Annotated in this window: 26 protein-coding genes; 15 read left to right on the top strand and 11 right to left on the bottom strand. The window is 67.8% G+C overall.

What is annotated here, in order from left to right:
• Positions 1-6: 6 nt before the first annotated feature.
• Positions 7-450, bottom strand: a complete 444-nt coding sequence (locus tag CJ177_RS04530) for a succinate dehydrogenase hydrophobic membrane anchor subunit (RefSeq protein WP_005239887.1) — start codon at positions 448-450, stop codon at positions 7-9.
• A gap of 1 nt (position 451) precedes the next feature.
• The gene (sdhC, locus tag CJ177_RS04535; protein ID WP_005239889.1) at positions 452-856 is read right to left on the bottom strand and encodes a succinate dehydrogenase, cytochrome b556 subunit; all 405 of its coding nucleotides are present in this window, start codon (positions 854-856) and stop codon (positions 452-454) included.
• A gap of 255 nt (positions 857-1,111) precedes the next feature.
• Here sdhC and CJ177_RS04540 point away from each other — a divergent pair, with 255 nt between their 5' ends.
• The 3 genes from CJ177_RS04540 to CJ177_RS04550 are packed head-to-tail and all read left to right on the top strand — an operon-like array spanning position 1,112 to position 3,899.
• Positions 1,112-1,516, top strand: coding sequence for a cytidine deaminase (locus CJ177_RS04540; protein ID WP_005239890.1), 405 nt, complete (start codon positions 1,112-1,114; stop codon positions 1,514-1,516).
• Positions 1,509-2,804: a thymidine phosphorylase gene (locus tag CJ177_RS04545; RefSeq protein ID WP_005239891.1), complete on the top strand. Its 1,296-nt coding sequence runs from the start codon at positions 1,509-1,511 to the stop codon at positions 2,802-2,804. Before CJ177_RS04540 ends, CJ177_RS04545 begins: the two co-directional genes overlap by 8 nt.
• Before the next feature lie 9 nt (positions 2,805-2,813).
• Positions 2,814-3,899: an adenosine deaminase gene (locus CJ177_RS04550; RefSeq protein ID WP_005239892.1), complete on the top strand. Its 1,086-nt coding sequence runs from the start codon at positions 2,814-2,816 to the stop codon at positions 3,897-3,899.
• 19 nt (positions 3,900-3,918) lie between these two features.
• On the opposite strand, the gene CJ177_RS04555 is transcribed toward CJ177_RS04550, so the two are convergent.
• Positions 3,919-5,163, bottom strand: a complete 1,245-nt coding sequence (locus CJ177_RS04555; protein WP_095867338.1) for a primosomal protein — start codon at positions 5,161-5,163, stop codon at positions 3,919-3,921.
• A 236-nt stretch (positions 5,164-5,399) separates the two neighbouring features.
• Between CJ177_RS04555 and CJ177_RS04560 the strand changes: the two genes are divergently transcribed.
• Both CJ177_RS04560 and CJ177_RS48085 read left to right on the top strand, forming a co-directional pair.
• Positions 5,400-6,254 carry a hypothetical protein gene (locus CJ177_RS04560; protein WP_257014376.1) on the top strand — a complete coding sequence of 285 codons (855 nt, stop codon included), beginning with the start codon at positions 5,400-5,402 and terminating at the stop codon, positions 6,252-6,254.
• Between the two features lie 9 nt (positions 6,255-6,263).
• Positions 6,264-6,644: a M23 family metallopeptidase gene (locus tag CJ177_RS48085; protein ID WP_257014377.1), complete on the top strand. Its 381-nt coding sequence runs from the start codon at positions 6,264-6,266 to the stop codon at positions 6,642-6,644.
• A gap of 3 nt (positions 6,645-6,647) precedes the next feature.
• Here the strand turns inward: CJ177_RS48085 and CJ177_RS04565 are convergent, their stop codons facing one another.
• Positions 6,648-6,788, bottom strand: a complete 141-nt coding sequence (locus CJ177_RS04565; protein ID WP_257014378.1) for a hypothetical protein — start codon at positions 6,786-6,788, stop codon at positions 6,648-6,650.
• A 214-nt stretch (positions 6,789-7,002) separates the two neighbouring features.
• Here CJ177_RS04565 and CJ177_RS04570 point away from each other — a divergent pair, with 214 nt between their 5' ends.
• Positions 7,003-8,145: an RNA-guided endonuclease TnpB family protein gene (locus CJ177_RS04570; protein ID WP_095867339.1), complete on the top strand. Its 1,143-nt coding sequence runs from the start codon at positions 7,003-7,005 to the stop codon at positions 8,143-8,145.
• A 207-nt stretch (positions 8,146-8,352) separates the two neighbouring features.
• Positions 8,353-8,976, top strand: a complete 624-nt coding sequence (gene upp / locus CJ177_RS04575) for a uracil phosphoribosyltransferase (protein ID WP_095867340.1) — start codon at positions 8,353-8,355, stop codon at positions 8,974-8,976.
• An 8-nt stretch (positions 8,977-8,984) separates the two neighbouring features.
• Here the strand turns inward: upp and CJ177_RS04580 are convergent, their stop codons facing one another.
• Together CJ177_RS04580 and CJ177_RS04585 are read right to left on the bottom strand one after the other, a co-directional pair.
• The gene (locus tag CJ177_RS04580) at positions 8,985-10,574 is read right to left on the bottom strand and encodes a phospho-sugar mutase (RefSeq protein ID WP_095867341.1); all 1,590 of its coding nucleotides are present in this window, start codon (positions 10,572-10,574) and stop codon (positions 8,985-8,987) included.
• Positions 10,571-11,353, bottom strand: a complete 783-nt coding sequence (locus tag CJ177_RS04585; RefSeq protein ID WP_095867455.1) for a purine-nucleoside phosphorylase — start codon at positions 11,351-11,353, stop codon at positions 10,571-10,573. Before CJ177_RS04585 ends, CJ177_RS04580 begins: the two co-directional genes overlap by 4 nt.
• A 20-nt stretch (positions 11,354-11,373) precedes the next feature.
• Here CJ177_RS04585 and CJ177_RS04590 point away from each other — a divergent pair, with 20 nt between their 5' ends.
• Genes CJ177_RS04590 through CJ177_RS04600 form a run of 3 tightly spaced genes read left to right on the top strand, consistent with a single transcriptional unit; the run spans position 11,374 to position 14,393 of the window.
• On the top strand, positions 11,374-12,072 hold the full coding sequence (locus tag CJ177_RS04590; RefSeq protein ID WP_095867342.1) for an enoyl-CoA hydratase-related protein: 699 nt from the start codon (positions 11,374-11,376) through the stop codon (positions 12,070-12,072).
• Between the two features lie 12 nt (positions 12,073-12,084).
• Positions 12,085-13,245 (top strand): M20 family metallopeptidase, encoded by a 1,161-nt coding sequence (locus CJ177_RS04595; RefSeq protein ID WP_095867343.1) that lies wholly within the window; start codon positions 12,085-12,087, stop codon positions 13,243-13,245.
• A complete protein-coding gene (locus CJ177_RS04600) occupies positions 13,242-14,393 on the top strand; it encodes a M20 family metallopeptidase (protein ID WP_061698309.1) in 1,152 nt (383 codons plus the stop codon). Before CJ177_RS04595 ends, CJ177_RS04600 begins: the two co-directional genes overlap by 4 nt.
• Before the next feature lie 19 nt (positions 14,394-14,412).
• Here CJ177_RS04600 and CJ177_RS04605 read toward each other — a convergent pair whose 3' ends face one another.
• Positions 14,413-14,874 carry a gamma-glutamylcyclotransferase gene (locus CJ177_RS04605; protein WP_005239924.1) on the bottom strand — a complete coding sequence of 154 codons (462 nt, stop codon included), beginning with the start codon at positions 14,872-14,874 and terminating at the stop codon, positions 14,413-14,415.
• A 116-nt stretch (positions 14,875-14,990) separates the two neighbouring features.
• Here CJ177_RS04605 and CJ177_RS04610 point away from each other — a divergent pair, with 116 nt between their 5' ends.
• Both CJ177_RS04610 and CJ177_RS04615 read left to right on the top strand, forming a co-directional pair.
• Positions 14,991-16,394, top strand: coding sequence for an NAD(P)H-quinone dehydrogenase (locus CJ177_RS04610; protein ID WP_095867344.1), 1,404 nt, complete (start codon positions 14,991-14,993; stop codon positions 16,392-16,394).
• 169 nt (positions 16,395-16,563) lie between these two features.
• A complete protein-coding gene (locus tag CJ177_RS04615; RefSeq protein WP_095867345.1) occupies positions 16,564-17,748 on the top strand; it encodes a PLP-dependent aminotransferase family protein in 1,185 nt (394 codons plus the stop codon).
• On the opposite strand, the gene glpK is transcribed toward CJ177_RS04615, so the two are convergent.
• On the bottom strand, positions 17,733-19,226 hold the full coding sequence (gene glpK / locus CJ177_RS04620; RefSeq protein WP_061044096.1) for a glycerol kinase GlpK: 1,494 nt from the start codon (positions 19,224-19,226) through the stop codon (positions 17,733-17,735). The two genes, CJ177_RS04615 and glpK, sit on opposite strands and share 16 nt — an antisense overlap.
• A gap of 50 nt (positions 19,227-19,276) precedes the next feature.
• Here glpK and glpD point away from each other — a divergent pair, with 50 nt between their 5' ends.
• Positions 19,277-21,019: a glycerol-3-phosphate dehydrogenase gene (gene glpD, locus CJ177_RS04625; RefSeq protein WP_005239930.1), complete on the top strand. Its 1,743-nt coding sequence runs from the start codon at positions 19,277-19,279 to the stop codon at positions 21,017-21,019.
• On the opposite strand, the gene CJ177_RS04630 is transcribed toward glpD, so the two are convergent.
• The gene (locus tag CJ177_RS04630) at positions 20,997-21,533 is read right to left on the bottom strand and encodes a hypothetical protein (protein ID WP_005239931.1); all 537 of its coding nucleotides are present in this window, start codon (positions 21,531-21,533) and stop codon (positions 20,997-20,999) included. The two genes, glpD and CJ177_RS04630, sit on opposite strands and share 23 nt — an antisense overlap.
• A 184-nt stretch (positions 21,534-21,717) precedes the next feature.
• Complete coding sequence (locus tag CJ177_RS04635) at positions 21,718-22,677, bottom strand: oxygenase MpaB family protein (protein ID WP_095867346.1); 960 nt, start codon at positions 22,675-22,677, stop codon at positions 21,718-21,720.
• Between the two features lie 53 nt (positions 22,678-22,730).
• On the opposite strand from CJ177_RS04635, the gene CJ177_RS04640 reads away from it, so the two are divergent.
• Both CJ177_RS04640 and CJ177_RS04645 read left to right on the top strand, forming a co-directional pair.
• The gene (locus CJ177_RS04640; RefSeq protein ID WP_005239936.1) at positions 22,731-23,309 is read left to right on the top strand and encodes a TetR/AcrR family transcriptional regulator; all 579 of its coding nucleotides are present in this window, start codon (positions 22,731-22,733) and stop codon (positions 23,307-23,309) included.
• Between the two features lie 7 nt (positions 23,310-23,316).
• Positions 23,317-24,048, top strand: a complete 732-nt coding sequence (locus CJ177_RS04645) for a DUF1353 domain-containing protein (RefSeq protein ID WP_005239938.1) — start codon at positions 23,317-23,319, stop codon at positions 24,046-24,048.
• Here the strand turns inward: CJ177_RS04645 and CJ177_RS04650 are convergent.
• Positions 24,045-24,794 carry a DNA-formamidopyrimidine glycosylase family protein gene (locus tag CJ177_RS04650; protein WP_095867347.1) on the bottom strand — a complete coding sequence of 250 codons (750 nt, stop codon included), beginning with the start codon at positions 24,792-24,794 and terminating at the stop codon, positions 24,045-24,047. The genes CJ177_RS04645 and CJ177_RS04650 overlap by 4 nt on opposite strands.
• Between the last annotated feature and the right edge of the window lies 1 nt (position 24,795).

The following is a 24,795-nucleotide window of genomic DNA, read 5'->3' on the forward strand; positions in this document are numbered from 1 at the left end:
GCTCCCCTAGCTCGCCGAGATATTGGGGTCGAAGGTGAAGATGACGTACGTGCCGAGGCCCATGATCAGGATCATCGAGAGAACGAGGATCGTGGTCAGCCAGAAGCGCGTGGAGTCCTTGCGGGAGTAGTCCGCGATGACCGTGCGGAGTCCGTTTCCGCCGTGCAGCTGGGCAAGCCACAGCATGGTGAGGTCCCAGAACTGCCAGAACGGGCTGGACCAGCGGCCTGCGACGAACGCGAAGTTGATGCGGTGCACACCGTCGTCGAGCATCAGCATGATGAAGAGGTGGCCGAGCACGAGGAAGATCAGTGCGAGTCCGGAGAACCGCATGAACAGCCAGGCGTACAGCTCGAAGTTGTTCTTCGAGGTCCGGCGCGGAGAGCGCGGGTTGTCCAGGCTGGCGGGACGGTCGTAGGTCTTGCCGAGACTCTTGGCTTCTGTCGTCATGTCAGTGCCCCGCAAACATGTTGTAGAAGATGCGGCCGGCGCCCGGGATCATCACCAGGAACCAGATCGCGAGGATTACCCAGAGCATCAGGCGCTGGTACTGCGGTCCCTTGGACCAGAAGTCCACCAGCATCACCCGGACACCGTTCAGTGCGTGGTACAGCACCGCGGCGACGAGCGCGAGCTCCATGAGCCCGACGATCGGGTTCTTGTAGGTCTCGATGACACTGTCGTACGTGTCGGGATTCACGCGCACCAGCGCGGTATCCAGCACGTGCACGAATAGGAAGAAGAACGTCATTACGCCTGTGATCCGGTGCAAAACCCAGGACCACATTCCGGGGTCGCCCCGGTAAAGCGACCGTGTGCGCTCCTTGGCCGGAGCGGCTTCAGTCGTAGTACTCATCGAGTGCTGTGCCTCCAACGTCATTGGTGGACGTGTCGAGTCTGCGCAGCGTTGCGGACATACCACAACTAGGGACCCGACGTGATCCTGAACCGACTTCTCTGAACTCTAAACCCAACGGAAACGGGGGAACTAATTCGAGTCGGGGTTCGTACGCCCCCCGCAAATGAAGTTAGGTTTGCCTCTCCAATACGAACTGGGTCGTCGCGGGCGAATCTCTGCATCCATTCAGCCCACGTGATTGGATGGGAAACTATGGTCGAGATCGATTGGAAACTGTTGCGCGCCAACGCGCATGAGGTGATGGGCCGGGCCTACGCGCCCTACTCGGGCTTCGCGGTGGGAGCGGCGGCGCTGGTGGACGATGGACGAATCGTCGTCGGATGCAATGTGGAAAATGTCTCATACGGGTTGGGGCTCTGCGCCGAGTGTGTACTGGTCGGTAACTTATTTGCCGGAGGTGGCGGGCGATTAATCGCCTTCACCTGCTGTGACGCGAGTGGCGACATACTCATGCCGTGCGGACGCTGCCGGCAGATTCTCTTCGAGCACGGCGGCCCCGCACTGCTCGTCGACCACCGGGCCGGCGTGCGCCCATTGGAACAGCTGCTGCCGGACGCTTTCGGTCCGGAGGAGAAGGGGAGAATCAGCCATGCATGACGCCTCGTCGATCATCGCCGCCAAGCGCGACGGTAGGGAACTGTCCGGTGCAGAGATCGACTGGGTGGTCGAGGCATTCACCCGGGGAGTCGTGGCCGACGAGCAGATGTCGGCGCTGGCCATGGCGATCTACTTCCGCGGGATGACGCGCGAGGAGGTGAGCCGCTGGACCACGGCGATGATCTCGTCCGGTCGCCGCCTCGACTTCACCCACCTCGGCCGCCCCACCGTGGACAAGCACTCGACGGGTGGTGTCGGCGACAAGATCACGCTCCCGCTCGCGCCGCTGGTCGCCGCGTGCGGCGCCGCGGTACCGCAACTGTCGGGACGCGGGCTGGGTCACACCGGCGGAACCCTCGACAAGCTCGAGTCGATCCCCGGCTGGCGCGCCGACCTCGACACCTCCGAGATGGCCGAGATCCTGTCCGATCCCGCCGTCGGAGCCGTCGTGTGCGCCGCGGGCTCGGACCTGGCACCGGCGGACCGGCGGTTGTACGCGCTCCGCGATGTCACCGGGACGGTCGAGTCGATTCCCCTCATCGCCAGCTCGATCATGAGCAAGAAGATCGCCGAGGGCACCGGCGCGCTCGTGCTCGACGTCAAGGTCGGGTCGGGTGCGTTCATGAAGAAGCTCGACGACGCGCGCGAACTCGCCCAGACGATGGTCGACCTCGGGAACGACGCCGGAGTGCGGACCATGGCGTTGCTCACGGCGATGGACGCGCCACTCGGCCACACGGCGGGCAATGCGCTGGAGGTGCGGGAATCGTTGGAGGTGCTCGCCGGGGGCGGCCCGTCCGACGTCGTGGAACTCACTCTCGAGCTCGCGCGAGAAATGTTGAAGGCGGCCGGAATCGACGGTGTCGACCCCGCCGACAAACTGCGGGACGGGTCCGCCATGGATCGCTGGCGGAGGATGATCGCCGCCCAGGGCGGCGACCCCGACGCGCCTCTGCCGACGGCCCGGCACACCGAGGTGCTGCTGTCCGAGTCGGACGGGGTGGTGTGCGGTCTCGACGCCATGGCGGTCGGGCTCGCCGCATGGCGGCTCGGCGCGGGTCGGGCGCGACAGGGCGAGCCGGTGCAGGCGGGGGCGGGCATCGAGTTGCACGCGAAGCCGGGGGAGACGGTGTCGGTGGGCACCCCGCTCGTCACGCTGCACACCGACACGCCCGAACGGTTCGCCGCGGCGAAAGCCGCACTTTCCGAAGCCTGGACCGTCGTGGCCGACGCGCCGTCGGTGGCCACGCCGCTCGTCATCGAGCGGATAGAGGATCCCTCACGCTAACGTCGACGCATGACCGCACTGGATCTGTCGGCCCTGCGCCGAGCGCCGAAGGTGTTGCTGCACGACCATCTCGACGGAGGTCTCCGGCCCGAGACGGTCCTCGAACTCGCCCGCGACTGCGGCTACGACGCGCTGCCCGCCGACACCGCGCCCGCGCTCGCCACGTGGTTCCGGGAGGCCGCCGACAGCGGTTCGCTCGAGAGATACCTCGAGACGTTCGCCCACACGGTCGCGGTCATGCAGACACCCGCAGGGCTCGAACGCGTCGCCCGCGAATGCGCCGAGGACCTCGCCGGCGACGGGGTGGTCTACGCCGAGGTCAGGTTCGCCCCGGAGCAGCACCTCGAAGAGGGGCTGACCCTGGACGAGGTGGTGGAACAGGTCCTGCTCGGATTCGAGGCCGGGGAGTCGGCGGCGGAAGTGCGCGGTCAGAACATCCGGATCGGCGTCCTGCTCACCGCGATGCGGCACGCGGCACGGTCCCGGGAAATCGCGGAACTGGCGATCCGGTTCCGGGACCGCGGTGTCGTCGGGTTCGACATCGCCGGCGCCGAGGCCGGGAATCCGCCCAGCCGCCACCTCGACGCCTTCGAGTACATGCGGGGCAGCAATGCACACTTCACCATTCACGCGGGTGAGGCGTTCGGTCTGCCGTCCATTCACGAGGCCATCGCGTTCTGCGGGACGGACCGGCTCGGACACGGGGTCCGGATCACCGACGACATCACGATCGGCGACGACGGCGTCCCGGTGCTGGGCGCGCTCGCGAACTATGTGCGGGACAAGAGGATTCCCCTGGAATTGTGCCCCAGTTCCAACGTCCAGACCGGGGCCGTGGACGCACTCGAGAATCATCCGTTCGACCTGCTCGCCCGGCTGCGGTTCCGGGTGACCGTCAACACCGACAATCGGCTGATGAGCGACACCAGCATGAGCCAGGAGATGCTCCGCCTCGTCGAGACGTTCGGTTACGGCTGGACGGATCTCGAGCGCTACACCATCAACGCCATGAAATCGGCCTTCATCCCGTTCGATCAGCGGCTGCAGTTGATCGACGAGGTGATCAAGCCGGGATTCGCCGTGCTGGTGGGCTGAGCGCCCCGGGGGCGGGCGCTCACACCGTCCGCAGGCGGGCCTCGAACTCCCGCTCGAGCGTCCGCCACGCCTCGGCTTCGGCGTCGAACGGTGCGCTGGGCGCCATCCGCGTCGGATCCGGGTTGAGGACGAACGAGACGTACCAGCCCAGCGGCTCGGACGTCGCGAGTGCGGTTTCCACCGAATCGTCGTCTGCGAAATCGGCTGCATCGGTGAACAATTCGACGGCGAGGTCGAGCTGGTCGGCGTCGACGGACTCCGGGCCCGCGGCCAGGTCGTCGGCGAGACCGGGCAAGACGTACACGTTCTCGTCGGTGACCTCGACCTCGAGCGACCCGTCGACGGCCGCCACCTGGATCTCCTCGTACGTGCTGACCTGCGCGAGGGCGTGCTCATGGTTGTCGGCAAGGTAGCGGGCCAGCGCGCGTTCGGACGCGAAGACGAAGATCGCGCCGTCACGCCCGAGGAAGATCGCGTCGTCGTCGAGGTAGCAGCGGAGGGTGAAGTAGGTCTCCCCGGACGTGATGATCTTGACGGGGTCGACACCCACCGCACCCCAGAACGAGTCGTCCTCCTCCTCGTCCTCGGTATCGAGGTCGAGTGCGACGAACTCCTCGTCTTCCTCCGCCTCTTCGGCCACATCGTCCACGTCGACGGTGTTCTCGTCGGCGGCCACCAGTTCGGCCTCGGCGACGGCTACGGCCTCGGCGTCCACCTCGGGGGTGGCGACGATGTTGTCGACGGCGTCGAGGACGTCATCCCAGCCCTTCGCGATGGCGGTGCCGATCTGGGCCCACAGCTCCTCGCCCTCGCGGCCCTCGAATGCGCTGGCGCCTGCGGGCAGCGCGCCGAGAATGGGATTCGCGTTGAAGAACTTGGTGACCGCGTCCAGCTCGCAGACCTCACCGATGTTGCGCACCATGTTGAGCGTGTCTTCGAGTTCGCTCACGACGAGGGCCTCGGGGTCGCTCGCCGCCAGTTCCGGCACCCCGATCAGATCGAAGCAGAAGTTCTCGTCGGGCTCGAGCTCGGCGGCGGACAGTCCGGACACCACACTCCAGGCAGGGTGCTCGACGAGATCGTTGTCCGTGTTCGTGCGGATGAAGGCAGCGAGTTCTGCCACTGATTCGAACCCATAGAGGTCTTCCTCGTGACCAAGGAATGCTTCCCACTCGTCGTCGCCCTCACGCCACCGTGGTGCCCACAGTGTCACGAGGTCGCCGTCGGTGAGACCGAGTTCGATCGGGACGATATCTCCAGCCATGGCGCGAAGCCTATCGACCCCGCGGCCAAAGTTATACCCGGGCTGTGTGCGGACCGTTTCCGGCGCCCGTCGCCGCCGTGTCGCAGCAGCCGCGACCTAGTCGGTCCAATGGGGCGAACGGCGCGTATCGGAGCCCTACCATGACGTTCACTCTGCGTCGAACCGTTCGAGGAGGGTGCGTGTTCCGGACCGGCGAGGTAACTCGAAGACCCCGACGGCGACGGTCGTTCGTCTCCTTGATCGCAGTGCCGGGGATGTGCGCGGCGACGGTCGCGTGCGGCTCGTCAGACGCCTCCGGGTCGGGTTCGCCGGAGTGGGGGACTGAATGGTCCAGCGCCGAACGGCTGTCGTCGACCGCTCGGCTCGACGGTCCCTCACCCGTCGCGCTGTCCATGCCGTTCGCCCCGTCCCCCGTCGCCGCGACGGACGGTCGGAACGATCTGACGTTCGAGGTCCCCGTGACGAACACCGCGGCCGTTCCACTGGTCGTGCAGCGCGTGCAGATCGGCTCGGCCGACGGAGCGGACAGCGACCTCGCGAACTACGAGGGCGGGTCGGTCACGGCGAACATGAACCTCGTGGGTGACAACGCGACCCCGACCGATCGCCTGCAGCCGGCCCAGCTCGGTTTCTTCTTCGTCGACGTCGCCATGGACGAGGCGACCCCGGTGCCGGCAGGGATGAAGGCGACGGTTTCGGTCCGTGCGCTGGAGACGCCGCCGCCGGATCAGCCGATTCCCGGCCTCGCGGGCATGGTCGACGAATCCGGCGGTCCCGTGCCTGCCACCCTCGACACCTCGGTGACCGTCCAGGTCTTCGACGGGACGGTCCCGGTGATCGGCCCGCCCCTCCGCGGGGACGGGTGCGCGGCGATAAAAGGCTGCTGCGCCGACAACACCCATCATCGCCGCGGCGTCTGGTCGGTCGACGGACGGCTGCTGAACTTCGAGCGATACGCGATCGACTTCCTGGGGGTGGACCGCGAGGGCTTCGCGTACCGGGGCGACAACACCAAGGAGAACTACGTCGGGTGCCGGGCCGACGTGATCGCGGTGGCCGACGCGGAGGTCGTCTCGGTTCTCGACGGCTAGGAGGAGAACGTGATCGGGGAACCGCAGCCCGAGCGCAACCTCACCGAGGCGACTGGCAACCACATAGTCCTGGACCTCGGGAACGGCGTGTACGCGTTCTACGGCCACTTCGTGCCGGGCAGTATCTCGGTGAAGGAGGGCGATCACGTCGAGAAAGGGGCGGTGGTGGGTCAACTCGGCAACAGCGGACAGTCGACGGCGCCGCACCTGCACTTCCATCTGATGGACAACACGAATCCGGCGTTGGCCGAGAGCGTGCCGTTCGAGTTCGACGCGTTCGACCTGGCAGGGCACGCGACGCTCGAGGACGTCACGTATCTGCCCACTCCGGAACCCCGTACCGACGAAATGCCGCTCAGTCAGACGGTCGTCGACTTCGCTGGGGAGTGACCGTCACACCTTCCCGAACCCGTCCTGCAGCGTCGTCATGCCCCGGGTGCGCTGTCCGGTGGCGAGCCGGGCGGCCTCCTGGGTGGTGCTCGTGATCATCGTCGCGAGTGTGCGGGCGTCGAGCGTCGAGATGGAGTGGTCCATCCAGAGATCGGTCAGCGTGCCTTTCCCGTCATACTGCGGCTGTGACCTGATCGGACTCGCTCGACTCGGCGATACTCGCGGTAGCCGCCCTCAAGTCGTTCATCGTCATCCCCAGTCGGATTTGATCCGTGAATCTTTCGGGGCAAACCAGGTCCTTCAGGTCCGGGTAGCCGATCCCCTGCCTCTGGAATTTTAGGATGTTAGTCTCTCAGTCATGGCGGGGAGGGTGGTGAAGCGGGCGTTCAAGTACCGCTTCTATCCGACCGCGGTGCAGGCGGAACAGCTTGCTCGGACGTTCGGATGCACCCGGTACGTCTACAACCGGGCGTTGGCCGAGCGGTCGCGTGCCTGGTCGCAGGAACGGCGGCGGGTCACCTACAGCGACACCTCGAAGATGCTCACCGGATGGAAGCGGGACACCGAGACCGAGTGGTTGTCGGAGCCGTCGAAGGGGCCGTTGCAGGAGTCGCTGCGGCAGTTGCAGGGCGCGTTCGACAAGTTCTGGCGCAAACAGACCCGTTACCCGCAGTTCAAGAAGAAGGGCCAGTCGAAGGATTCGGCGACCTACTACTCGAACTGCTTCACCTACCGCGGCGGGCGGATCCGGTTGGCCAAGCAGTCCGAACCCCTGGACATTCGGTGGTCGAGGCCGCTACCGGAGGGGGCCGCGCCGTCGCAGGTGACGGTGTCGCGCAATGCTCGCGGTCAGTACCACATCTCGATCCTCGTCGAGGACATGATCACCGAGTTCGGGCCGACCGATCAGGTGGTCGGGCTCGACGCCGGGATCACGAGCCTCTACACGCTCTCGACGGGAGAGAAGATCACCAACCCGCGTCATGAGCGCAAGGACCGCAAGCGGCTGGCGAAGGCGCAGCGGGTGCTTGCCAAGAAGGAGAAAGGATCCTGTAACCGGGCCAAGGCCCGACAAAAAGTCGCGAAGATACATGGCCGGATCACCGATCGGCGTCACGATTATCTGCACAAACTCTCCACTCGACTGGTGCGCGAAAACCAAGTGATCGCCATCGAGGATCTGAGTGTGCGGAACATGGCCAAGAATCGGTCGTTGTCGCGGGCGATCTCCGATGCGAGTTGGTCCGAGTTTCGGTCCATGGTCGAGTACAAGGCCGATTGGTATGGGCGGCGGGTGGTGGCGATCGACCGGTTCTTTCCGTCGTCGAAGACCTGCTCGGTGTGTGGGGGAATCGCCTCGGAGATGCCGCTGACCGTGCGGGAGTGGACGTGCCGATGTGGCGTCGTCCACGACAGGGATGTGAACGCGGCGAAGAACATTTTGGCCGTCGGACTGACGGTGGCAGCCTGCGGAGATGGTGTGAGACCGCCCCGCACGTAAGTGCGGGGAGGCAACTATCTGTGAAACAGGAACCTCGGGACGCGAGTCCCGAGGGGAGTCTCGGTCGTTCACGGCCGAGAGGACGTCAAACCGGTCACCATATTGGACGGCGCCCGCCGCCGGTGAGACCCGATTCGGTTCCGCCCCCGATTCGCCGAGAATTGCTCTCCTGCGAAATCTCGCCCCGCGCCCCCTTATTCTTCGAGAATGAACACGCACGTCGTCGACCACCCGCTCGCAGCGGTCCTCCTGACAACGATGCGCGATGCGCGCAGCGACAATGCCACATTTCGCGCCGCCTTGCGAAGGCTGACACACATGTTGGTGTACGAGGCGATGCGCGAGGCTCCGGTCGAGACATTCGACGTGGTCACGCCCATCGCCACGACCGACGGGGTGCGGCTCACCCATCCGCCGTTACTCGTTCCCGTCCTGCGCGCCGGACTGGGCATGGTCGAGCAGGCCAGCAGCCTGATCCCGCAGGCGCGAGTCGGTTTCGTCGGCATGGCCCGGGACGAGGAGACGCATCTGCCGGTGCCGTACCTCGAGTCGCTCCCCGCGGACCTGTCCGGCATCCCGGTGTACGTCCTCGACCCGATGCTCGCGACCGGCGGTTCGATGGTGCACACGATCGAGTTGCTCGTCGCCCGCGGCGCCACGGACGTCACCGCCGTGTGCGTCGTGGCGGCGCCCGAAGGTGTTGCCGCCCTCTCGGCGTCGGGTCATCCCGTGCGACTCGTCACCGCTGCGGTTGACGAGGGGCTCAACGAGGACGCGTTCATCGTGCCCGGCCTCGGCGACGCCGGGGACCGTCAGTTCGGGCCGCGTTGACTCCTCGGCTACAGGGCTTCGGCGAACTCGCGCAACAGGTTCAACCGGGTCGCGGCCCTCTCGCGGGCTGTGGGTAGCGCCGATCGATCGGGCACCGGGACGACCGCCTCCAGGTAGCACTTGAGCTTGGGTTCGGTTCCCGAGGGACGCACGACCATCCGGACGGTGGACCCCGCGAGAACGACCGCGTCGGTGCGGGACTGCCCCCGCAGTTCCGCCAGATCCGTGGCCTCGATGGGTTCGCCGGCCAGTTCGGCAGGCAGATCCGACCGCAGGCGTCGCATCATCGCGGTGATGTCCGCGAGGTCGGTGACACGTCGCGACACCTGGTCTCCGGCGTGCAACCCGAATTCGAGCGCGTAGTCGTCCAGCCTGTCGAGGAGTGTCGACCCCTCTGCCCGCAGCGTCGCGGCGAGGTCGGCGGCCACCACCGCGGCGGAGATGCCGTCCTTGTCGCGCACCGACTCCGGGTCGACGCAGTGACCGATCGCTTCCTCGTACGCGTACACGAGACCCTCGCCGGCCCGCACGAGCCACTTGAAACCGGTGAGGGTGCGGGCGAAGCGGGCGCCGCGGGCCTCGGCGAGCTTTCCGAGGAGGGCGGACGAGACGATCGTCGTCGCGACGAGCGAATCGGCCGGGGCGGACGCGAGGACGTGCTCGCCGAGCAGGATGCCCGTCTCGTCGCCGCGGAGCATCCGCCAGCCGTCCGGTCCGCGCACGCCGACCGCGCACCGGTCGGCGTCCGGGTCGAGGGCCAGCGCGATGTCGGCGCCGACCTCCGCGGCGAGAGCGAGGACGGCGTCCGAGGCCCCCGGCTCCTCGGGATTGGGGAACTCGACGGTCGGGAAGTCCGGGTCCGGGTGGAACTGCGCGGCGACGGTGTGGACGTCGGTGAATCCGGCGGATTTCAGTGCGGTGACCGCGGTCTCGCCGCCGACGCCGTGCATGGCGGTGAGCGCGATGCGCAGTGTCCGCGACCGTCCCGTCGGCAGGGACGCGACCCGGTCGACGTAGAGGTCGAGGAGTTCCTCGGACGCCGGTGTCACCGGGGTGCGCGGCACGAGGTTCGCCGGCCCGACCCGGGTGATCGATGCTTCGATCTCCCGGTCGGACGGCGAGATCAACTGGGCGCCGCGGTCGAGGTAGACCTTGTATCCGTTGTCGGCGGCGGGGTTGTGGGAGGCGGTGATCTGCACGCCGGCCGCGGCGCGGAGGCGGCGGACCGCGAACGCGACGATCGGCGTGGGGAGCGGGCGGGGGAGGAGGACGACCGAGAATCCCGCGGCCGCCAGTACTTCCGCCGCGGCGACCGCGAACTTCTCGGATCCGTGCCGCGCGTCGCGCCCGACGACGACGGTGGAGCCGCCCAGGCACCGGTCTTTCAGCCACGCGCTCAGCCCGGCCGTCGTGCGGATCACGACGGCGAGGTTCATGCCGTTCGGGCCTGCCCGCACCGGCCCGCGCAGACCCGCGGTCCCGAAACTCAGCGGAGCGGCGAATCGGTCGGCGAGCTCGTCTGCGGAGAGATTCGCGAGTTCCGCCCGGGTTTCGGGGTCGGGATCGGCGTCGATCCAGTCCGCGATCGCATCGTTCATAAGCGTTCCACCAATTCTCGCAGGAGACCGCCCATGCGGTCGGCGGACGCCCGGCCCGCGGCGAGGACCTCCTCGTGGTTCAGGTGCTCGCCGGTGATGCCGGCCGCGAGATTCGTCACCATCGAGATCCCGAGGACACGGGCGCCGAGCGCCCGCGCCGCGATCGTCTCGTGGACGGTGGACATGCCGACGAGGTCCGCACCGATCGTCCGCAGCATGCGGATCTCGGCGGGGGTCTCGTAGTGCGGACCCGGCAGCCCGGCGTAGACGCCTTCGGTCAGCGACCCGTCGATGTCGCGGGCGAGGGTCCGCAGTTCGGGGTCGTACGCGTCGACGAGGTCCACGAACTCGGCGCCCACGAGAGGTGACCGGGCCGTGAGGTTGAGGTGATCGCTGATCAGCACGGGTTGTCCGACGGTGAAGTCCTCGCGGATTCCGCCGGCCGCGTTCGTCAGGATGACGGTCGTCGCTCCGGCGGCAATGGCCGTCCGCACCGGGTGCACGACGGACGACAGGGGATGGCCCTCGTAGGCGTGGGTGCGGCCGAGCAGAACGAGGATCCGCTTGCCGCCCACCTCCACGGAGCGGATCGTTCCGGCGTGACCCGCGGCGGACGGCGGTGTGAACCCCGGTAGATCGGCCATCGGGACGGTGCAGAGTGATTCGCCGAACCGGTCGGCGGCGGCATTCCACCCCGATCCGAGGACGACGGCGATCGAGTGTTCGGCGCAGTTCGTGTGCGCGGCGAGCGCGGCGGCCGCGGCGTCTGGCGTTCCCATGAGGCGATAGTCTTCCACTCATGCCCTATCTCGATCGCGACGGCGACGTATTCATCCTGAACCTCGGCAACGAGGGCCAGACGGACAACGAGAACCGCTTCCATCCGGACTGGATCGACGCCACCCACGCCGCGCTGGACGAGGTGGAAGCCCATGAGGGTCCCGCCGCACTGGTCACGACCGCGACGGGCAAGTTCTTCACGAACGGTTTGGACACCACGTGGATCTTCGCCAACACGGACAAGCTCCCGGAATACCTCGACCGTGTGCACACGATCTACAGCCGCCTCCTCGCGTTCCCGATGGCCACCGTCGCCGCCGTGCAGGGGCACAGTTTCGGTGCCGGCGCGATGCTCGCCACGTCGCACGACTTCCGGGTCATGCGCGCCGACCGCGGGTTCTACTGCCTCCCCGAGGTGTCGCTGAACATGCCCTTCACCGTGGGGATGTCGGCGCTCCTGAACACCCGTCTGCCCAAGCAGACCGCGGTCGAGGCGATGACGACGGGCCGCCGCTACGGCGGTTCGGACGCGCTCGGCGCGGGCATCGTCGACGAGATCGCGGACGGGGACGGCGTCCTCGCGGCCGCCGTGACACGGGCCGCCGCACTGACCGCCACCCGCGGCGCCAACCTCGCCGGGATCAAGCGCGGAATCCATCACGACACCCTCGCCGCGCTCGCCACGGTGACGGACAAGAGCAACTTCAGCTTCGGGTGAGAGAATGAGCACGTGAATGCGGATGTCGAGGCGGCGGTCAGGTCAATCGAGACCGATCTGATCGCGCTGTCCCATTCGATCCACAACGAACCGGAACTGGCATTCGAGGAGTTCCGGAGCGTCGCGAAGATCACCGAACTGCTCAAACGCAGCGGGTTCGACGTGCAGTCGGGCATCGCGGACCTGCCCACGGCGTTCGACGCCACGTTCGGCAGCGGCGACCTCGTCATCGGAATCTGCGCCGAGTACGACGCGCTCCCGGAGATCGGTCACGCGTGCGGGCACAACATCATCGCGGCGTCCGCGGTCGGTGCCGGCGTCGCGCTCGCCACGGTCGCCGACCGGCTCGGGATCACTGTGCGGGTCATCGGCACGCCCGCCGAGGAGAGCGGCGGCGGAAAGATCGCCATGCTCGAGAAAGGCGTCTTCGACGACGTCGCGGCCGCCCTGATGGTGCATCCGGGTCCGATCGACATCACGGGAGCGACGTCCCTCGCGCTGGCCGACATCGCGGTCACGTTCACCGGCCGCGAAGCGCACGCGTCAGCCGCACCGGAGTTTGGGCGCAACGCCGCCGACGCCGCGACCGTCGCCCAGGTCGGGATCGGCCTGCTGCGCCAACACCTCTCGCCGGGGCAGCAGATCCACGGGATCGTCTCCGACGGCGGCACCGCGCCCAACATCGTTCCCGCACGCTCCGAAATGCTCTACTACCTGCGCGCCGAGACGGCGTGGGCGCTGTCCGAGCTGACGACACGCGCGGAGGCGTGTTTCGCGGCCGGCGCACTCGCCACCGGGTGCACGCACGAGATCCGGACGGTGTCGCCCACGTACACGGAACTGACGCCGGACCCGTGGCTGGTCGCGACGTACCGGGAGCAGATCATCGACATGGGACGGACACCGTTGCCGCTCGAGTGGGAGGGCGTCCGTCCGCTGGGCAGCACCGACATGGGCAACGTCACCAACGTCCTGCCCGGAATTCATCCCGTCATCGGCCTCGATTCGGGCGGCGCGGTGACGCATCAGCCTCGGTTCGCGGCGGCGTGCATCACCGAGTCCGCCGACCGCGCGGTGATCGACGGAGCGATTGCGCTGGCTCGCACGGCAGTTCGCGCGGCGACGGACGACACACAGCGGGTGCGGTTGTTGGAAGGAGTTGATCGCCGGTGAACGCGGCAGTCGACAAATGGATTCTCGCTCACACCGACGAACTCTCCCAGTGGCGTCGACACATCCACGCCAATCCCGAACTCGCGCGACACGAATACGCGACGACGGAATTCGTGGCGACCCGGCTGGCTGCGGCCGGTCTGTCGCCCGAACTGCTGCCCGGCGGAACGGGCCTCACGTGTGATCTCGGACCGTCGAACGGTCCCCGCATCGCGTTGCGCGCCGACATCGACGCCCTTCCGCTCCAGGAACTCACCGGCGCCACGTACTCGTCGACGGTGCCGGGCGTGTCGCACGCGTGCGGACACGACGCCCACACCACGATCCTGCTGGGAACCGGTCTGGCGCTCAGCGAGATCCCCGACCTCCCGGTGGGTGTCCGGCTGATCTTCCAGCCCGCCGAGGAGGTCATGCCCGGCGGTGCGCTCGAGGTCGTCGCTGCCGGACGGCTCGAGGGGGTGTCGCGAATCTTCGCCCTCCACTGCGATCCGCGGCTCGCGGCCGGCCGGGTCGGTGTGCGGCTCGGCGCGATCACATCCGCGGCCGACACCATCGAGGTCGTGCTCGACTCACCGGGCGGCCACACCTCGCGTCCGCACCTGACCACCGACCTCGTGTTCGCGCTGGGCACCGTCGTGACCGGGTTGCCGGGCATGCTCAGCAGGCGGATCGACCCCCGCACCGGCACCGTGATGGTGTGGGGTGCCGTGAGCGCAGGCCGGGCGCCCAACGCCATTCCGCAGACCGGCATGATGACCGGCACCGTGCGGACCGGCGATCACGAGACGTGGGAGATGCTCGAGCCGCTGGTCCGGGAGATCGTCCACGGTCTGCTCGCGCCCACCGGGGTGCGGTACCAGCTCAACTACCGCCGCGGCGTCCCGCCCGTCGTCAACGACGAGGTGTCGACGCGCATGTTCGAGGACGCCATCCGCACGGTCGGCCCGGACGCCCTCGCCGACACGCCGCAGTCCGGCGGCGGCGAGGACTTCTCCTGGTATCTCGAAGAGGTTCCCGGCGCGATGGCCCGGCTCGGCGTCTGGTCGGGCGTCGGCGAGCAGCTCGACATCCACCAGCCCACGTTCGATCTGGACGAGCGGGCGCTGGGCGTGGGGGTCCGGGTGCTGTCGAGCCTCGTGCTGGGCTGAGGCGCGGCGTCAGGCGGTTCTATTCGGTGCCCGGTCCGACGTTGCGGCTGTTGCGGGTGCGCAGGTCGCGCACATAGTCGGACGGGGCCCCGGCGATCTCTGCGGCGTCGGCCATCACCCCGAGGTAGCGCGCGGACGGCAGGCCGCCCTCGTACGCGTCGAGCACGTACAACCAGGCGAGAACGGGTTCGCCCTCGGTGTCCACGCGGACGCGGATCTTGCGGTGGATGCCGAGTTCGGAGCCCTCCCATCGGTCGAGGCTGACCTCGTCCTCCTCGGGGACGTCGTAGAGCACGACGAACACCTTGGAATCGGGGTCCTCGACCACGGTTGCGAGTGCGCCCTCCCAGCCGATGTCCCCGCCACTGAACGTCAGTCGCCAGCCGTGCAGCCAGCCCGTCCCCGCCATCGGCGAGTGTGGGCAGCGCTGCAACATCTGCTCGGGATGCATGTTGGACCCGTAGGCGGCATAGATCGACACGGCGGCAAGCCTAAACGGTGGCTAGTAATCTGTTGCATGCAGTGCACGACACGACGCGCTGCGATCGCAGGAAAAGCCGGCCGGAGACCCCGGTCGACAGTTGAATTGGAGGACAGATGACCCGAATCGTGATCATTGGTGGCGGGCCTGCCGGATACGAGGCAGCGCTGGTGGCCGCACAGCACGGCGCCTCCGTCTCCTTGATCGATTCGGACGGCGTGGGCGGCGCCTGCGTTCTGTTCGACTGTGTGCCGTCCAAGACGTTCATTGCCTCCACCGGCGTGCGCACCGACATGCGGCGCGCCACCGACCTGGGCATTGCGCTCGATCCCGAGCAGGCCACGGTCGCGCTGCCGCAGATCCACGCCCGCGTGAAGAGCCTCGCGCAGGCGCAGTCCTCCGACATCCGCACCCGCCTGCAGACGGTGGGGGTCGAACTGCTGTCGGGCACCGCCGAGATCGCCGACCCGCGCCTGGGCATGGCGTCCCACCAGGTGTGTGCCACCCTCGAGAACGGCGAGAAGAAGACACTCGATGCGGACGTCGTCCTGATCGCCACGGGCGCGAGCCCCCGGGTGATCCCCGGGGCGGAGCCGGACGGCGAGCGCATCCTGACGTGGCGCGACCTCTACGACCTCGACGAGCTGCCCACGCACCTCGTCGTCGTCGGTTCCGGTGTGACCGGTGCCGAGTTCGTGTCCGCCTACACCGAGATGGGCGTCAAGGTCACGCTGGTGTCCAGCCGCGACCGCGTCCTGCCCGGTGAGGACGCCGACGCCGCCCTCGTGCTCGAGGACGTCCTCGCCGAGCGTGGCGTCACCCTGGTCAAGCACGCCAGGGCCGATGCCGTGAAGCGCACCGAGGACGGCATCGTCGTCGTGCTCGCCGACGGCCGGACGGTCGAGGGCAGCCACGCCCTGATGACCGTCGGTTCGGTTCCCAACACCCAGGGGCTCGGACTGGAGAAGGTCGGCATCGAGCTCGGCAAGGGCGGATACCTGCGCGTGGACCGTGTGTCGCGGACGCCGGTGTCCGGGATCTACGCCGCGGGCGACTGCACCGGCCTGCTGCCGCTGGCGTCCGTCGCCGCCATGCAGGGCCGCATCGCGATGTACCACGCGCTCGGTGAGGGCGTCAGCCCCATCAAGCTGAAGACCGTGGCCTCGGCCGTGTTCACCCGCCCCGAGATCGCCACCGTGGGCGTCAGCCAGGCCGCGATCGACGACGGCGAGGTGCCGGCCCGCACCGTCATGCTCCCGCTCAACACCAACCCGCGCGCCAAGATGTCCGGTCTGCGCCGCGGCTTCGTGAAGATCTTCTGCCGTCCGGCCACCGGTGTGGTCATCGGCGGCGTCGTGGTGGCCCCCAACGGCTCGGAGCTGATCCTGCCCATCGCGATCGCCGTGCAGAACAACCTCACCGTCAACGACCTCGCCGCGACGTTCTCGGTTTATCCGTCGCTGACAGGTTCGATCACCGAGGCGGCACGCCAGCTGATGCGGCACGACGACCTGGACTGATCCCGAAGTGTGGGATATGCATTTCACATAGTGGCTCCTCCAGTGAGATAGTCGAGGCACGGTTCGAAATCATCGACCCGTGCCTCGGCGCTCTCCCGCCCCGCAGACCCAGGACGGACAGGGTGTTCCTCACCTGATCCCTGCTTTGACGTGCCTCCTGGGAGTCGACATGCCGCAATCACTTGCCCGCCGCATGGATGGTCTGCGCAGCTCCGCCATCCGTGACCTTCTCACCCTCACCGCCCGGCCCGACGTGGTCAGCCTCGCAGGCGGGCTGCCCGACCCCGAATTCATTCCGCGCGAACGGATCCGGAAGGAAGCGGAACTCGCGCTCGCGGACCCGGCATCCGTCCAGTACGGCGAGACCACCGGGCTGCGCCGGCTCCGCGACGTGCTCGCCGCCCGGGAGGGCGCGAAGATCGGCCGGCCGCTCGGCGCCGCCGACGTCGTCGTCACCCACGGCTCGCAGCAGGCGCTGAGCCTTCTCGCGCAGGTGCTGCTCGATCCCGGCGACGTCGTGATCGTCGAGGATCCCGCCTACACCGGAGCGCTACAGGTGTTCCGGGCCGCGGAGGCCGACGTCCGGTCCGTCGCACTCGACGCCGACGGGATGGACACCGACGCACTGCAGGGCATGCTCGAGGACGGATTGCGGCCCACCGTGGTCCACACGGTGAGCAACTTCCACAACCCTCGCGGCGTCGTCCTGGCGCCCGGCCGCCGGGAACACCTGGCCGCACTGGCGGACCGCTACGGCTTCTGGGTGATCGAGGACGACCCGTACGGTGAACTCTACTTCGACGGACCACCGCCCGCGCCCGTCGCGGCGCTGTCGGACCGGGTGATCCGGCTGTCCAGCGCGTCGAAGATCCTGGCGCCTGCGCTCCGGGTCGGGTGGCTGCACGGCGACCGGCGGGTGTGTGAGGCCGTCGAGCTGCTCAAGCAGGGCGCGGACCTCTGCGGTTCGTCGCTGACGCACCAGATCGCCGCCGGACTGCTGTCGGACGAGCCGTGGCTGGACCTGCACCTGGAGATGCTGCGTGCCGGCTACGGGTCCCGGGCCCGAGCGCTCGCGGACGGCGTCACCTCGACGTTCGGCGACCGCGCCAGCGTGTCCTCGGCGGCGGGCGGGATGTTCTGCTGGACCGAGTTCACGGACGCAGACCTCGACACGGCGGCACTGTTGCAGACCGCCGTGGACCGCGGTGTCGCCTTCGTCCCCGGATCGGCTTTCGGCGTCGCCGCGGAGCACCGGAGCGCTGTGCGGCTGTGCTTTGCGACGTGTTCGGAGGACGTGCTGACGGGTGCGGTGGCGAGACTCGGCGCCGCGTACGCCGATCACGCCCAGTCGTAGGTCCGTTCGACCGCCTTGTTCCACTCGGCGTAGAGCCGGGTGGACTCGGCCTCGTCCATCGCGGGTTCCCACGTCTTGTCGACTGCCCAGTTCGCGCGGATGTCGTCCTCGCTCTCCCAGAAGCCGACGGCCAGCCCCGCGGCGTACGCGGCGCCCAGCGCCGTCGTCTCGTTGACGACGGGACGGATGACGGGCACGGCGAGAATGTCCGACTGGAACTGCATGAGGGTCTCGTTGACGACCATGCCGCCGTCCACCTTGAGGGAGGCGAGTTCGACGCCCGAATCGGCGCGCATCGCCTCGATCACCTCGCGGGTCTGATATGCGGTGGCTTCCAGGGCGGCCCTGGCGAGATGGCCCTTGTTCACGAACCGGGTGAGCCCGACGATGGCCCCGCGGGCGTCGGGCCGCCAGCGCGGTGCGAACAAACCGGAGAACGCGGGCACGAAGTAGGCGCCGCCGTTGTCGTCGACCGACTTGGCCAGATCCTCGATGTCCTTGGCGGACTCGATGATTCCCAGGTTGTCGCGCAGCCACTGCACCAGTGAGCCGGTGACGGCCACCGACCCCTCGAGGGCGTAGACCGCCGGCGCGTCACCGATCTTGTAACAGACCGTGGTGAGGAGTCCGTGCTTGCTGTGCACGGGTGTGGTCCCCGTGTTGAGCAGCAGGAAGTTCCCCGTCCCGTACGTGTTCTTCGCTTCGCCCTCCGACAGGCAGGCCTGCCCGAACGTGGCGGCCTGCTGGTCGCCGAGGATTCCGGCCACCGGCACGCCGGGCAGCGTCCCGTGCGGGCGTCCGACGCCGTAGACCTCCGACGAGCTGCGGATCTCGGGCAGCATCGACATCGGGATACCGAAATCGGCACAGATCTCCGGATCCCAGTCGAGGGTCTCGAGATTCATCAACAGGGTGCGGGAGGCGTTGGTGACATCCGTCACGTGGGTGCCCTCCGTGATGTGCCACAGAATCCAGCTGTCGATCGTGCCGAAGCAGAGCTCGCCCGCGTCCGCCTTCGCCCGTGCACCGTCGACGTTGTCCAGAATCCACCGGACCTTCGGCCCCGAGAAATACGTGGACAGCGGCAGCCCGGTGCGCTTCTGGTACCGGCCCGGGCCCTCGTCGCCGCCGAGTTGCGTGCACAGTTCGTCGGTGCGCGTGTCCTGCCAGACGATGGCGTTGTACACGGGTTCTCCGGTGTTCCGGTCCCACACGACCGCCGTCTCCCGCTGATTGGTGATGCCGATCGCGGCGATGTCGCGTTTGGTGAGATCGGCCTTCGCGAGCGCGGACGCCACCACTTCGCGGGTGTTGATCCACAGCTGCGTCGGATCGTGCTCCACCCAGCCTGCGCGCGGAAAGAACTGCTCGTGTTCCTTCTGGGCGACGCTGACCACGGCGCCGTCGTGATCGAAGATCATGCAGCGGCTGGAGGTGGTGCCCTGGTCTATCGCGGCGATGTACTGAATCACACGCATGAAGCTACTAGCCTGGCAGAGAATCCGTCGTCATCTCACAGGAGCCCGAGTTGAGTAGTCAGCCAGGTGTGCAGTTCCTCGGTCCCCGGCAGCGTGATGCCGCATGGGACAAGCTGCAGACCGAACAGTTCGACGTCGTCGTGATCGGTGGTGGTGTCGTCGGAGCCGGTGCGGCACTCGACGCGGCCACCCGCGGGCTGAAGGTGGCGTTGGTCGAGGCACGCGATTACGCGTCCGGGACGTCGAGTCGCTCGTCGAAGATGTTCCACGGCGGTCTGCGCTATCTCGAGCAACTCGAGTTCGGACTGGTCCGGGAGGCGCTCCGGGAGCGTGAGCTGTCGCTGACCACCCTCGCCCCGCACCTGGTGAAGCCGCTCAAGTTCCTGTTCCCGATCACCCACCGCGTGTGGGAGCGCCCCTATATGGCGGCGGGGATCTTCCTCTACGACCGGATGGGCGGCGCCAAATCGGTTCCGGCCCAAAAACATCTGACGCGAGCGGGTGCGCTGCGGATGGCACCGGGGCTCAAGCGCAACTCGCTGACCGGCGGCATCCAGTACTACGACACCGTCGTCGACGACGCCCGTCACACCATGACCGTCGCCCGCACCGCCGCTCACTACGGGGCGGTCGTGCGCACGTCCACGCAGGTGGTCGGATTCCTCCGGGAGGCGGACCGGGTCTCCGGAGTGCGCGTCCGGGACTGCGAGGACGGCCGCACCGCGGACGTGAAGGCGCACGTCGTCATCAACGCCACGGGGGTGTGGACCGACGAGATCCAGGCGCTGTCGCGGCAACGCGGCCGGTTCCGCGTCCGCGCGTCCAAGGGCGTCCACATCGTGGTGCCGCGGGATCGGATCGTGAGCGACGCCGCGATCATCCTCCGCACCGAGAAGTCGGTGCTGTTCGTGATCCCGTGGGGCAGCCACTGGATCATCGGGACCACCGACACGGATTGGAATCTCGACCTCGCGCACCCGGCGGCCACCAAGGCCGACATCGACTACATCCTCGGTCACGTCAACAAGGTGCTGGTGACGTCGCTGACCCACGACGACATCGACGGCGTCTACGCGGGCCTGCGCCCGCTGCTCGCGGGGGAGAGCGACGAGACGTCGAAACTGTCGCGGGAACACGCCGTCGCGCGTGTCGCACCGGGTCTCGTCGCCATCGCCGGCGGCAAGTACACCACCTACCGGGTGATGGCCGAGGACGCCGTGGATCTCGCCGCCGACGACATTCCCGCGCGAATGGCGCCGTCCATCACGGAGAAGGTGCCGCTCGTCGGCGCGGACGGCTATTTCGCGCTGGTCAATCAGACCGTTCACCTCGGCCAGATGTACGGCCTTCACCCCTACCGCGTGAAGCATCTGCTGGACCGGTACGGTTCGCTGATCGACGAGGTGCTCGACCAGGCGAGCGGGAAACCGGAGCTTCTCCAGCCCATCACGGACGCACCGGCCTACCTGCAGGTCGAGGTCGTGTATGCGGCGGCGGCCGAGGGTGCCCTGCATCTCGACGACATCCTCGCCCGGCGCACGCGCATCGCCATCGAGTACTCGCATCGGGGTGTGAACTGCGCCGAGCAGGTGGCGCAACTGGTGGCCCCCGTCCTCGGCTGGGACGCCGACGCCGTCGACCGTGAGGTGAAGACGTATCAGGCGCGGGTGGAGGCGGAGGTGCAGTCGCAGGCCCAGCCGGACGACCTGTCGGCCGACGCGTTGCGGGCGGCGGCGCCCGAGTCGCGGGTCGAACTGCTCGAACCACCGGTCAGTGTGTCAGAAATACCTTGATGACCACGATGATCGTCGCGATCACGGCGAGGCCGAACGCGGCGAGGTGCGTGCCGTTCGTGACTCTTTCGCGGCGGAGACGGCTGATCACGTAACTGATCGATCCGATACGGGCGATCATCACGATCTCGGCGGTCAGTTGCGCGGTTCTCGGCTCCAGCCAGCCCAGCAGGGCTGTGCCGAGGATCACGGCAGGCACCACCGCGGACGTCAGGACGGGGAGACTGTCCCGCAGTTCCCGTAGGCGTTCGGTGCTGGACAGTGATCTGCCGAGCCGGAGCGTCTGGCCTACCGACTCGGCGAACACGTGGGCGAGAAACGTGGACAGCGCGGCACCGACGACGATGGCGATGCCCAGGGTCTCCTGGGATTTGGTGACCGGGATGAGCGCGGCGAGCACCAGGATGTTGCCGTAGATGTAAGCGCTGATGCGGCTCGCCGCATGGTCGGGCGACAGCGGCTCGTCGCTGATCAGCGGCGGGCGATTCAAGAGCCTCGGAAGGTCCCAGTCCATCCTTCGAGCATTCCACGATCTCGTCGGTCAGCGGGTGTGGACGAGCCATTTCGGGGCGTGGGCGGCGACGACTCCCGACAGAGCCTTGACGACGAGGGCTGCGACAGCGATGTATTCCATGTGACCGAGCATCGTCCCGCAACCCGTGAGCGGTGTGGACGTTGTCTGTGAGCTCCCTGGGAACTCAGACCTTCGGGCTGTAGTGCTGCGGGTCGTCGCGCCGGCCGAGCGGTGGAAGATTGCGTCGGGGTGTGTGGACGAGCGGAGCGTGCGCAGGGGCGCGTCCGGTCTCGCGGTCCCAGCCTGCGCGGGCGCGCGGGTGGTAGCGGTAACGCCAGGGCACGAGCCGGAAGACGGCGCCCACGGCGCGGCCGGCGAGGGTGTGCAGGCGCTCGTCGCGTGTGGTCCAGCGGTAGCCGAGGAGGTCACGGACCGGTTGGTCGTACATGCCGACCGTCAGCCACACGAAACCCTTCGCCACCGGGATGCGGAGGATCGACCAGATCGGGTCGGGTAGCCACGACAGGAACGGGGGAACGCCGAGACCGGACAGGTCGAGGACGTCGCGGGTGGCCTTGTTGTCCTCGAGGACGTTGCGGCACATCTGATCCCAATACTTCTGGAACGCCTCCCAGGTTTCCGGGACGGGGCGCATGCTCATTCCGTACAGGCGGTACCACTGGATGTGCTCGGTGAACAGCCGGCGCTTCTGGTCCTCGGTGAGGCCACCCATGAAGTGGTCGCCCGTGAGGATGGTGCCCATGAAGAACGTGGCGTGCGCCCAGTAGAACGTGTCCGGGTCGAGGGCGTGGTACCTGCGGCCGTGTTTGTCGATTCCCTTGATGTTGTCGTGATACCCCCGCACCTGCTCGGCGGTCTGCTGAGCACGGTCGCCGTCGAAGACGACGCCGCCGATCGGGTACAGCGACCGGTAGAGCCGCTCCCACCGCTCGTCGAAGAAGCGGGAATGTTCCTCGACGCCCGCGCCGAGTCCGGGATGCATGTTCTGCATCGACCCGGCCCAGACGCCCTGCAGCATTCCGCGCCAGTCGCCGAAATACTTCCAGGTCAACGAGTCGGGTCCGAGGGGGACGGGAGCGGAGGCCGGGACGGGCGTACCGTCCGCGTTCAAGTGACTACGCACGTTGTCAGACTAAGATCTGACAACACACGTAGTCAAGGATTGGGGCGAGAAGAGTGACGCTGGAGGACCGGCGGGAAGCACGGCGGAATTCGCTACTCCGCGCGGGCATCGCGCTGCTCGGAGCCCCGGACGGGCCCGCGGTGAACGTGCGCGCGGTCTGCCGCGCCGCCTCGCTGACCGAACGGTACTTCTACGAGTCGTTCCAGGACCGGGACGAATTCGTGCGCTCGGTCTACACCGCAGTGGGCGACGAGGCGCAGGCCGCTCTTGTGGAGGCGGTCGCGTCCACCGAGACCGCGCGGCAGCGCGCCGAGGCCGCCGTGGACGCGTTCGTGAAACTCATGGTCGACGATCCCGCCATGGGCCGCGTGCTGCTGCTCGCACCGCTGTCGGAACCTGCGCTGAGCAGGCGCGGCATCGACCTGATGCCCGGCTTCGTCGCGCTCGTGCACGACCAGCTGTCCGCCGTCGCCGACGAGGTGGAGAAACAACTCGTCGCGGTCGGTGTGGTGGGCGCGCTCACGACGCTGTTCATCGGATATCTCGACGGAACTGTTGCCGCGTCGCGCGAGCAATTCGTCGCTCATTGCGTCACTCTGGTGGTGGAGGCAAACAAGGCCGGCCACGAGTGAGGTGCGCATGCCCTTCCAGGTATCCGTGGACGATCCGACTCGCCCACAACCCGAGCTTCGGGTGCTCGACCGCAAGTTCTTCCAACTCGTCGGCGAGTTCGTCTACGTCCACGGCGACACGGTGGTGACGGTGCCCGGTTGCGCCCCGATGCCGTGCCTTCTCCGCACGGATCTGGCATCGATCCCCGCGCCGCTGCAAGGCCTGCTCACCCCGTACGGCCGGCAGTTGCTTCCCGCGATCATGCACGACGACCTCTGCAAACGTGCGAGCGCGCAGGGACCGGAGGGAAACACGCTGCGACGGCACGCGGACGAACTGTTCCGGCTCGCCCTGCTCGACGAGGGCGTCGGACCGTTCCGCAGCCGCATCTTCTGGGTCGGCGTCGAGGTCGGCCGGTTCTGGACGTTCACCGACGTCGCCCGGTTCCTGCTCATCGCGCATCAGGTGCTCGGGATGCTGTGCTGGGTGGTGGGCGTGCCGTGGGCGCTGGCGACCTCGCACTTCGGCCTGGCCGCGCTCTTTCTCGTGCTTCCGGTGGTGCTGTCGCTGTTGTGGCGCAGAGACTTTCCCGTCGCCCTGCTCGGGTGCCTTCTCCTGCCCGTCATCGCGCCGACGTATCTGCTGACGATCGCCACGGCCGCGGTGCTGTGGGTGCCGGACGGTGCCGCGTGGTTGCTCGGCCGCAGGCGGACTCGCCGACCGCCGCCGCTCGGGCCGCCGACCACCGTCCTCCGCTAATCCACCATCGGCGGCTGGCAGTACGTGCAGAAGAAGATCTGCTGCTGACCGAGGTCGTGGCCTTCGATCACCGTCCCGCAACGGCGGCAACGCTTTCCGGCACGCCCGTACACCCATGGCCGATGGCGGACGGAGTTGTTCTTGTCGATGTGAATCATGCGATGCGCGAGCGTGACCAGCGCGGGCAGGTCGGCCACGCCACTCGACGGAGTGTAGGGGTGGACGCCGCGGAGGAAGCAGACCTCGTTGCGGTACACGTTGCCGAGACCGGCCAGGTTGCGCTGGTCGACCAGGGCGAGACCGATGGGCTGGTCGCCGGCCGCCCGCAGGTTGCGGATCGCCGTGTCGGCGTCCCAGTCCGGCCCCAGCAGGTCGGGGCCGAGGTGGCCGACCGCGGACTCCTCGTCGTCACGCCCCAGAATCTCGGTGATGCCGAGCGAGAATCCGACCGCCACCCTGTCGTCGGTGGCGAGCACGATCCGGGCCTGGTGCGTGGGACGGCGCCACTTCGTGTCCGGCGCGTAGATGTGCCACGCACCTTCCATCTTCAGATGCGTATGGATCGAGTAGTCGCCGACCCGGATGAGGAGGTGCTTCCCGCGGCTGACCACCTCGTCGACGAGCCGGCCGGACAGGTCGACGGTGGCGTACCGGGGGACCCGCACATCGCAGCGGGTCAGCACCTTGCCCGCGAGGGCGTCGCGAAGCGAGTTGGCGGTGCGCCAGACAGTATCGCCTTCGGGCATC

Source organism: Rhodococcus sp. ACPA1 (assembly GCF_002300195.1).
In the GTDB taxonomy this organism is placed as follows: Bacteria; Actinomycetota; Actinomycetes; order Mycobacteriales; family Mycobacteriaceae; genus Rhodococcus_F; species Rhodococcus_F opacus.

Bases quoted from the DNA above. Each gene is read 5' to 3' on its own strand.
- CJ177_RS04530 (WP_005239887.1), bottom strand. From the start codon at position 450: ATGACGACAGAAGCCAAGAGTCTCGGCAAGACCTACGACCGTCCCGCC.
- sdhC (WP_005239889.1), bottom strand. From the start codon at position 856: ATGAGTACTACGACTGAAGCCGCTCCGGCCAAGGAGCGCACACGGTCG.
- CJ177_RS04540 (WP_005239890.1), top strand. From the start codon at position 1,112: ATGGTCGAGATCGATTGGAAACTGTTGCGCGCCAACGCGCATGAGGTG.
- CJ177_RS04545 (WP_005239891.1), top strand. From the start codon at position 1,509: ATGCATGACGCCTCGTCGATCATCGCCGCCAAGCGCGACGGTAGGGAA.
- CJ177_RS04550 (WP_005239892.1), top strand. From the start codon at position 2,814: ATGACCGCACTGGATCTGTCGGCCCTGCGCCGAGCGCCGAAGGTGTTG.
- CJ177_RS04555 (WP_095867338.1), bottom strand. From the start codon at position 5,163: ATGGCTGGAGATATCGTCCCGATCGAACTCGGTCTCACCGACGGCGAC.
- CJ177_RS04565 (WP_257014378.1), bottom strand. From the start codon at position 6,788: ATGGACCACTCCATCTCGACGCTCGACGCCCGCACACTCGCGACGATG.
- CJ177_RS04570 (WP_095867339.1), top strand. From the start codon at position 7,003: ATGGCGGGGAGGGTGGTGAAGCGGGCGTTCAAGTACCGCTTCTATCCG.
- upp (WP_095867340.1), top strand. From the start codon at position 8,353: ATGAACACGCACGTCGTCGACCACCCGCTCGCAGCGGTCCTCCTGACA.
- CJ177_RS04580 (WP_095867341.1), bottom strand. From the start codon at position 10,574: ATGAACGATGCGATCGCGGACTGGATCGACGCCGATCCCGACCCCGAA.
- CJ177_RS04585 (WP_095867455.1), bottom strand. From the start codon at position 11,353: ATGGGAACGCCAGACGCCGCGGCCGCCGCGCTCGCCGCGCACACGAAC.
- CJ177_RS04590 (WP_095867342.1), top strand. From the start codon at position 11,374: ATGCCCTATCTCGATCGCGACGGCGACGTATTCATCCTGAACCTCGGC.
- CJ177_RS04610 (WP_095867344.1), top strand. From the start codon at position 14,991: ATGACCCGAATCGTGATCATTGGTGGCGGGCCTGCCGGATACGAGGCA.
- CJ177_RS04615 (WP_095867345.1), top strand. From the start codon at position 16,564: ATGCCGCAATCACTTGCCCGCCGCATGGATGGTCTGCGCAGCTCCGCC.
- glpK (WP_061044096.1), bottom strand. From the start codon at position 19,226: ATGCGTGTGATTCAGTACATCGCCGCGATAGACCAGGGCACCACCTCC.
- CJ177_RS04630 (WP_005239931.1), bottom strand. From the start codon at position 21,533: ATGGACTGGGACCTTCCGAGGCTCTTGAATCGCCCGCCGCTGATCAGC.
- CJ177_RS04645 (WP_005239938.1), top strand. From the start codon at position 23,317: ATGCCCTTCCAGGTATCCGTGGACGATCCGACTCGCCCACAACCCGAG.
- CJ177_RS04650 (WP_095867347.1), bottom strand. From the start codon at position 24,794: ATGCCCGAAGGCGATACTGTCTGGCGCACCGCCAACTCGCTTCGCGAC.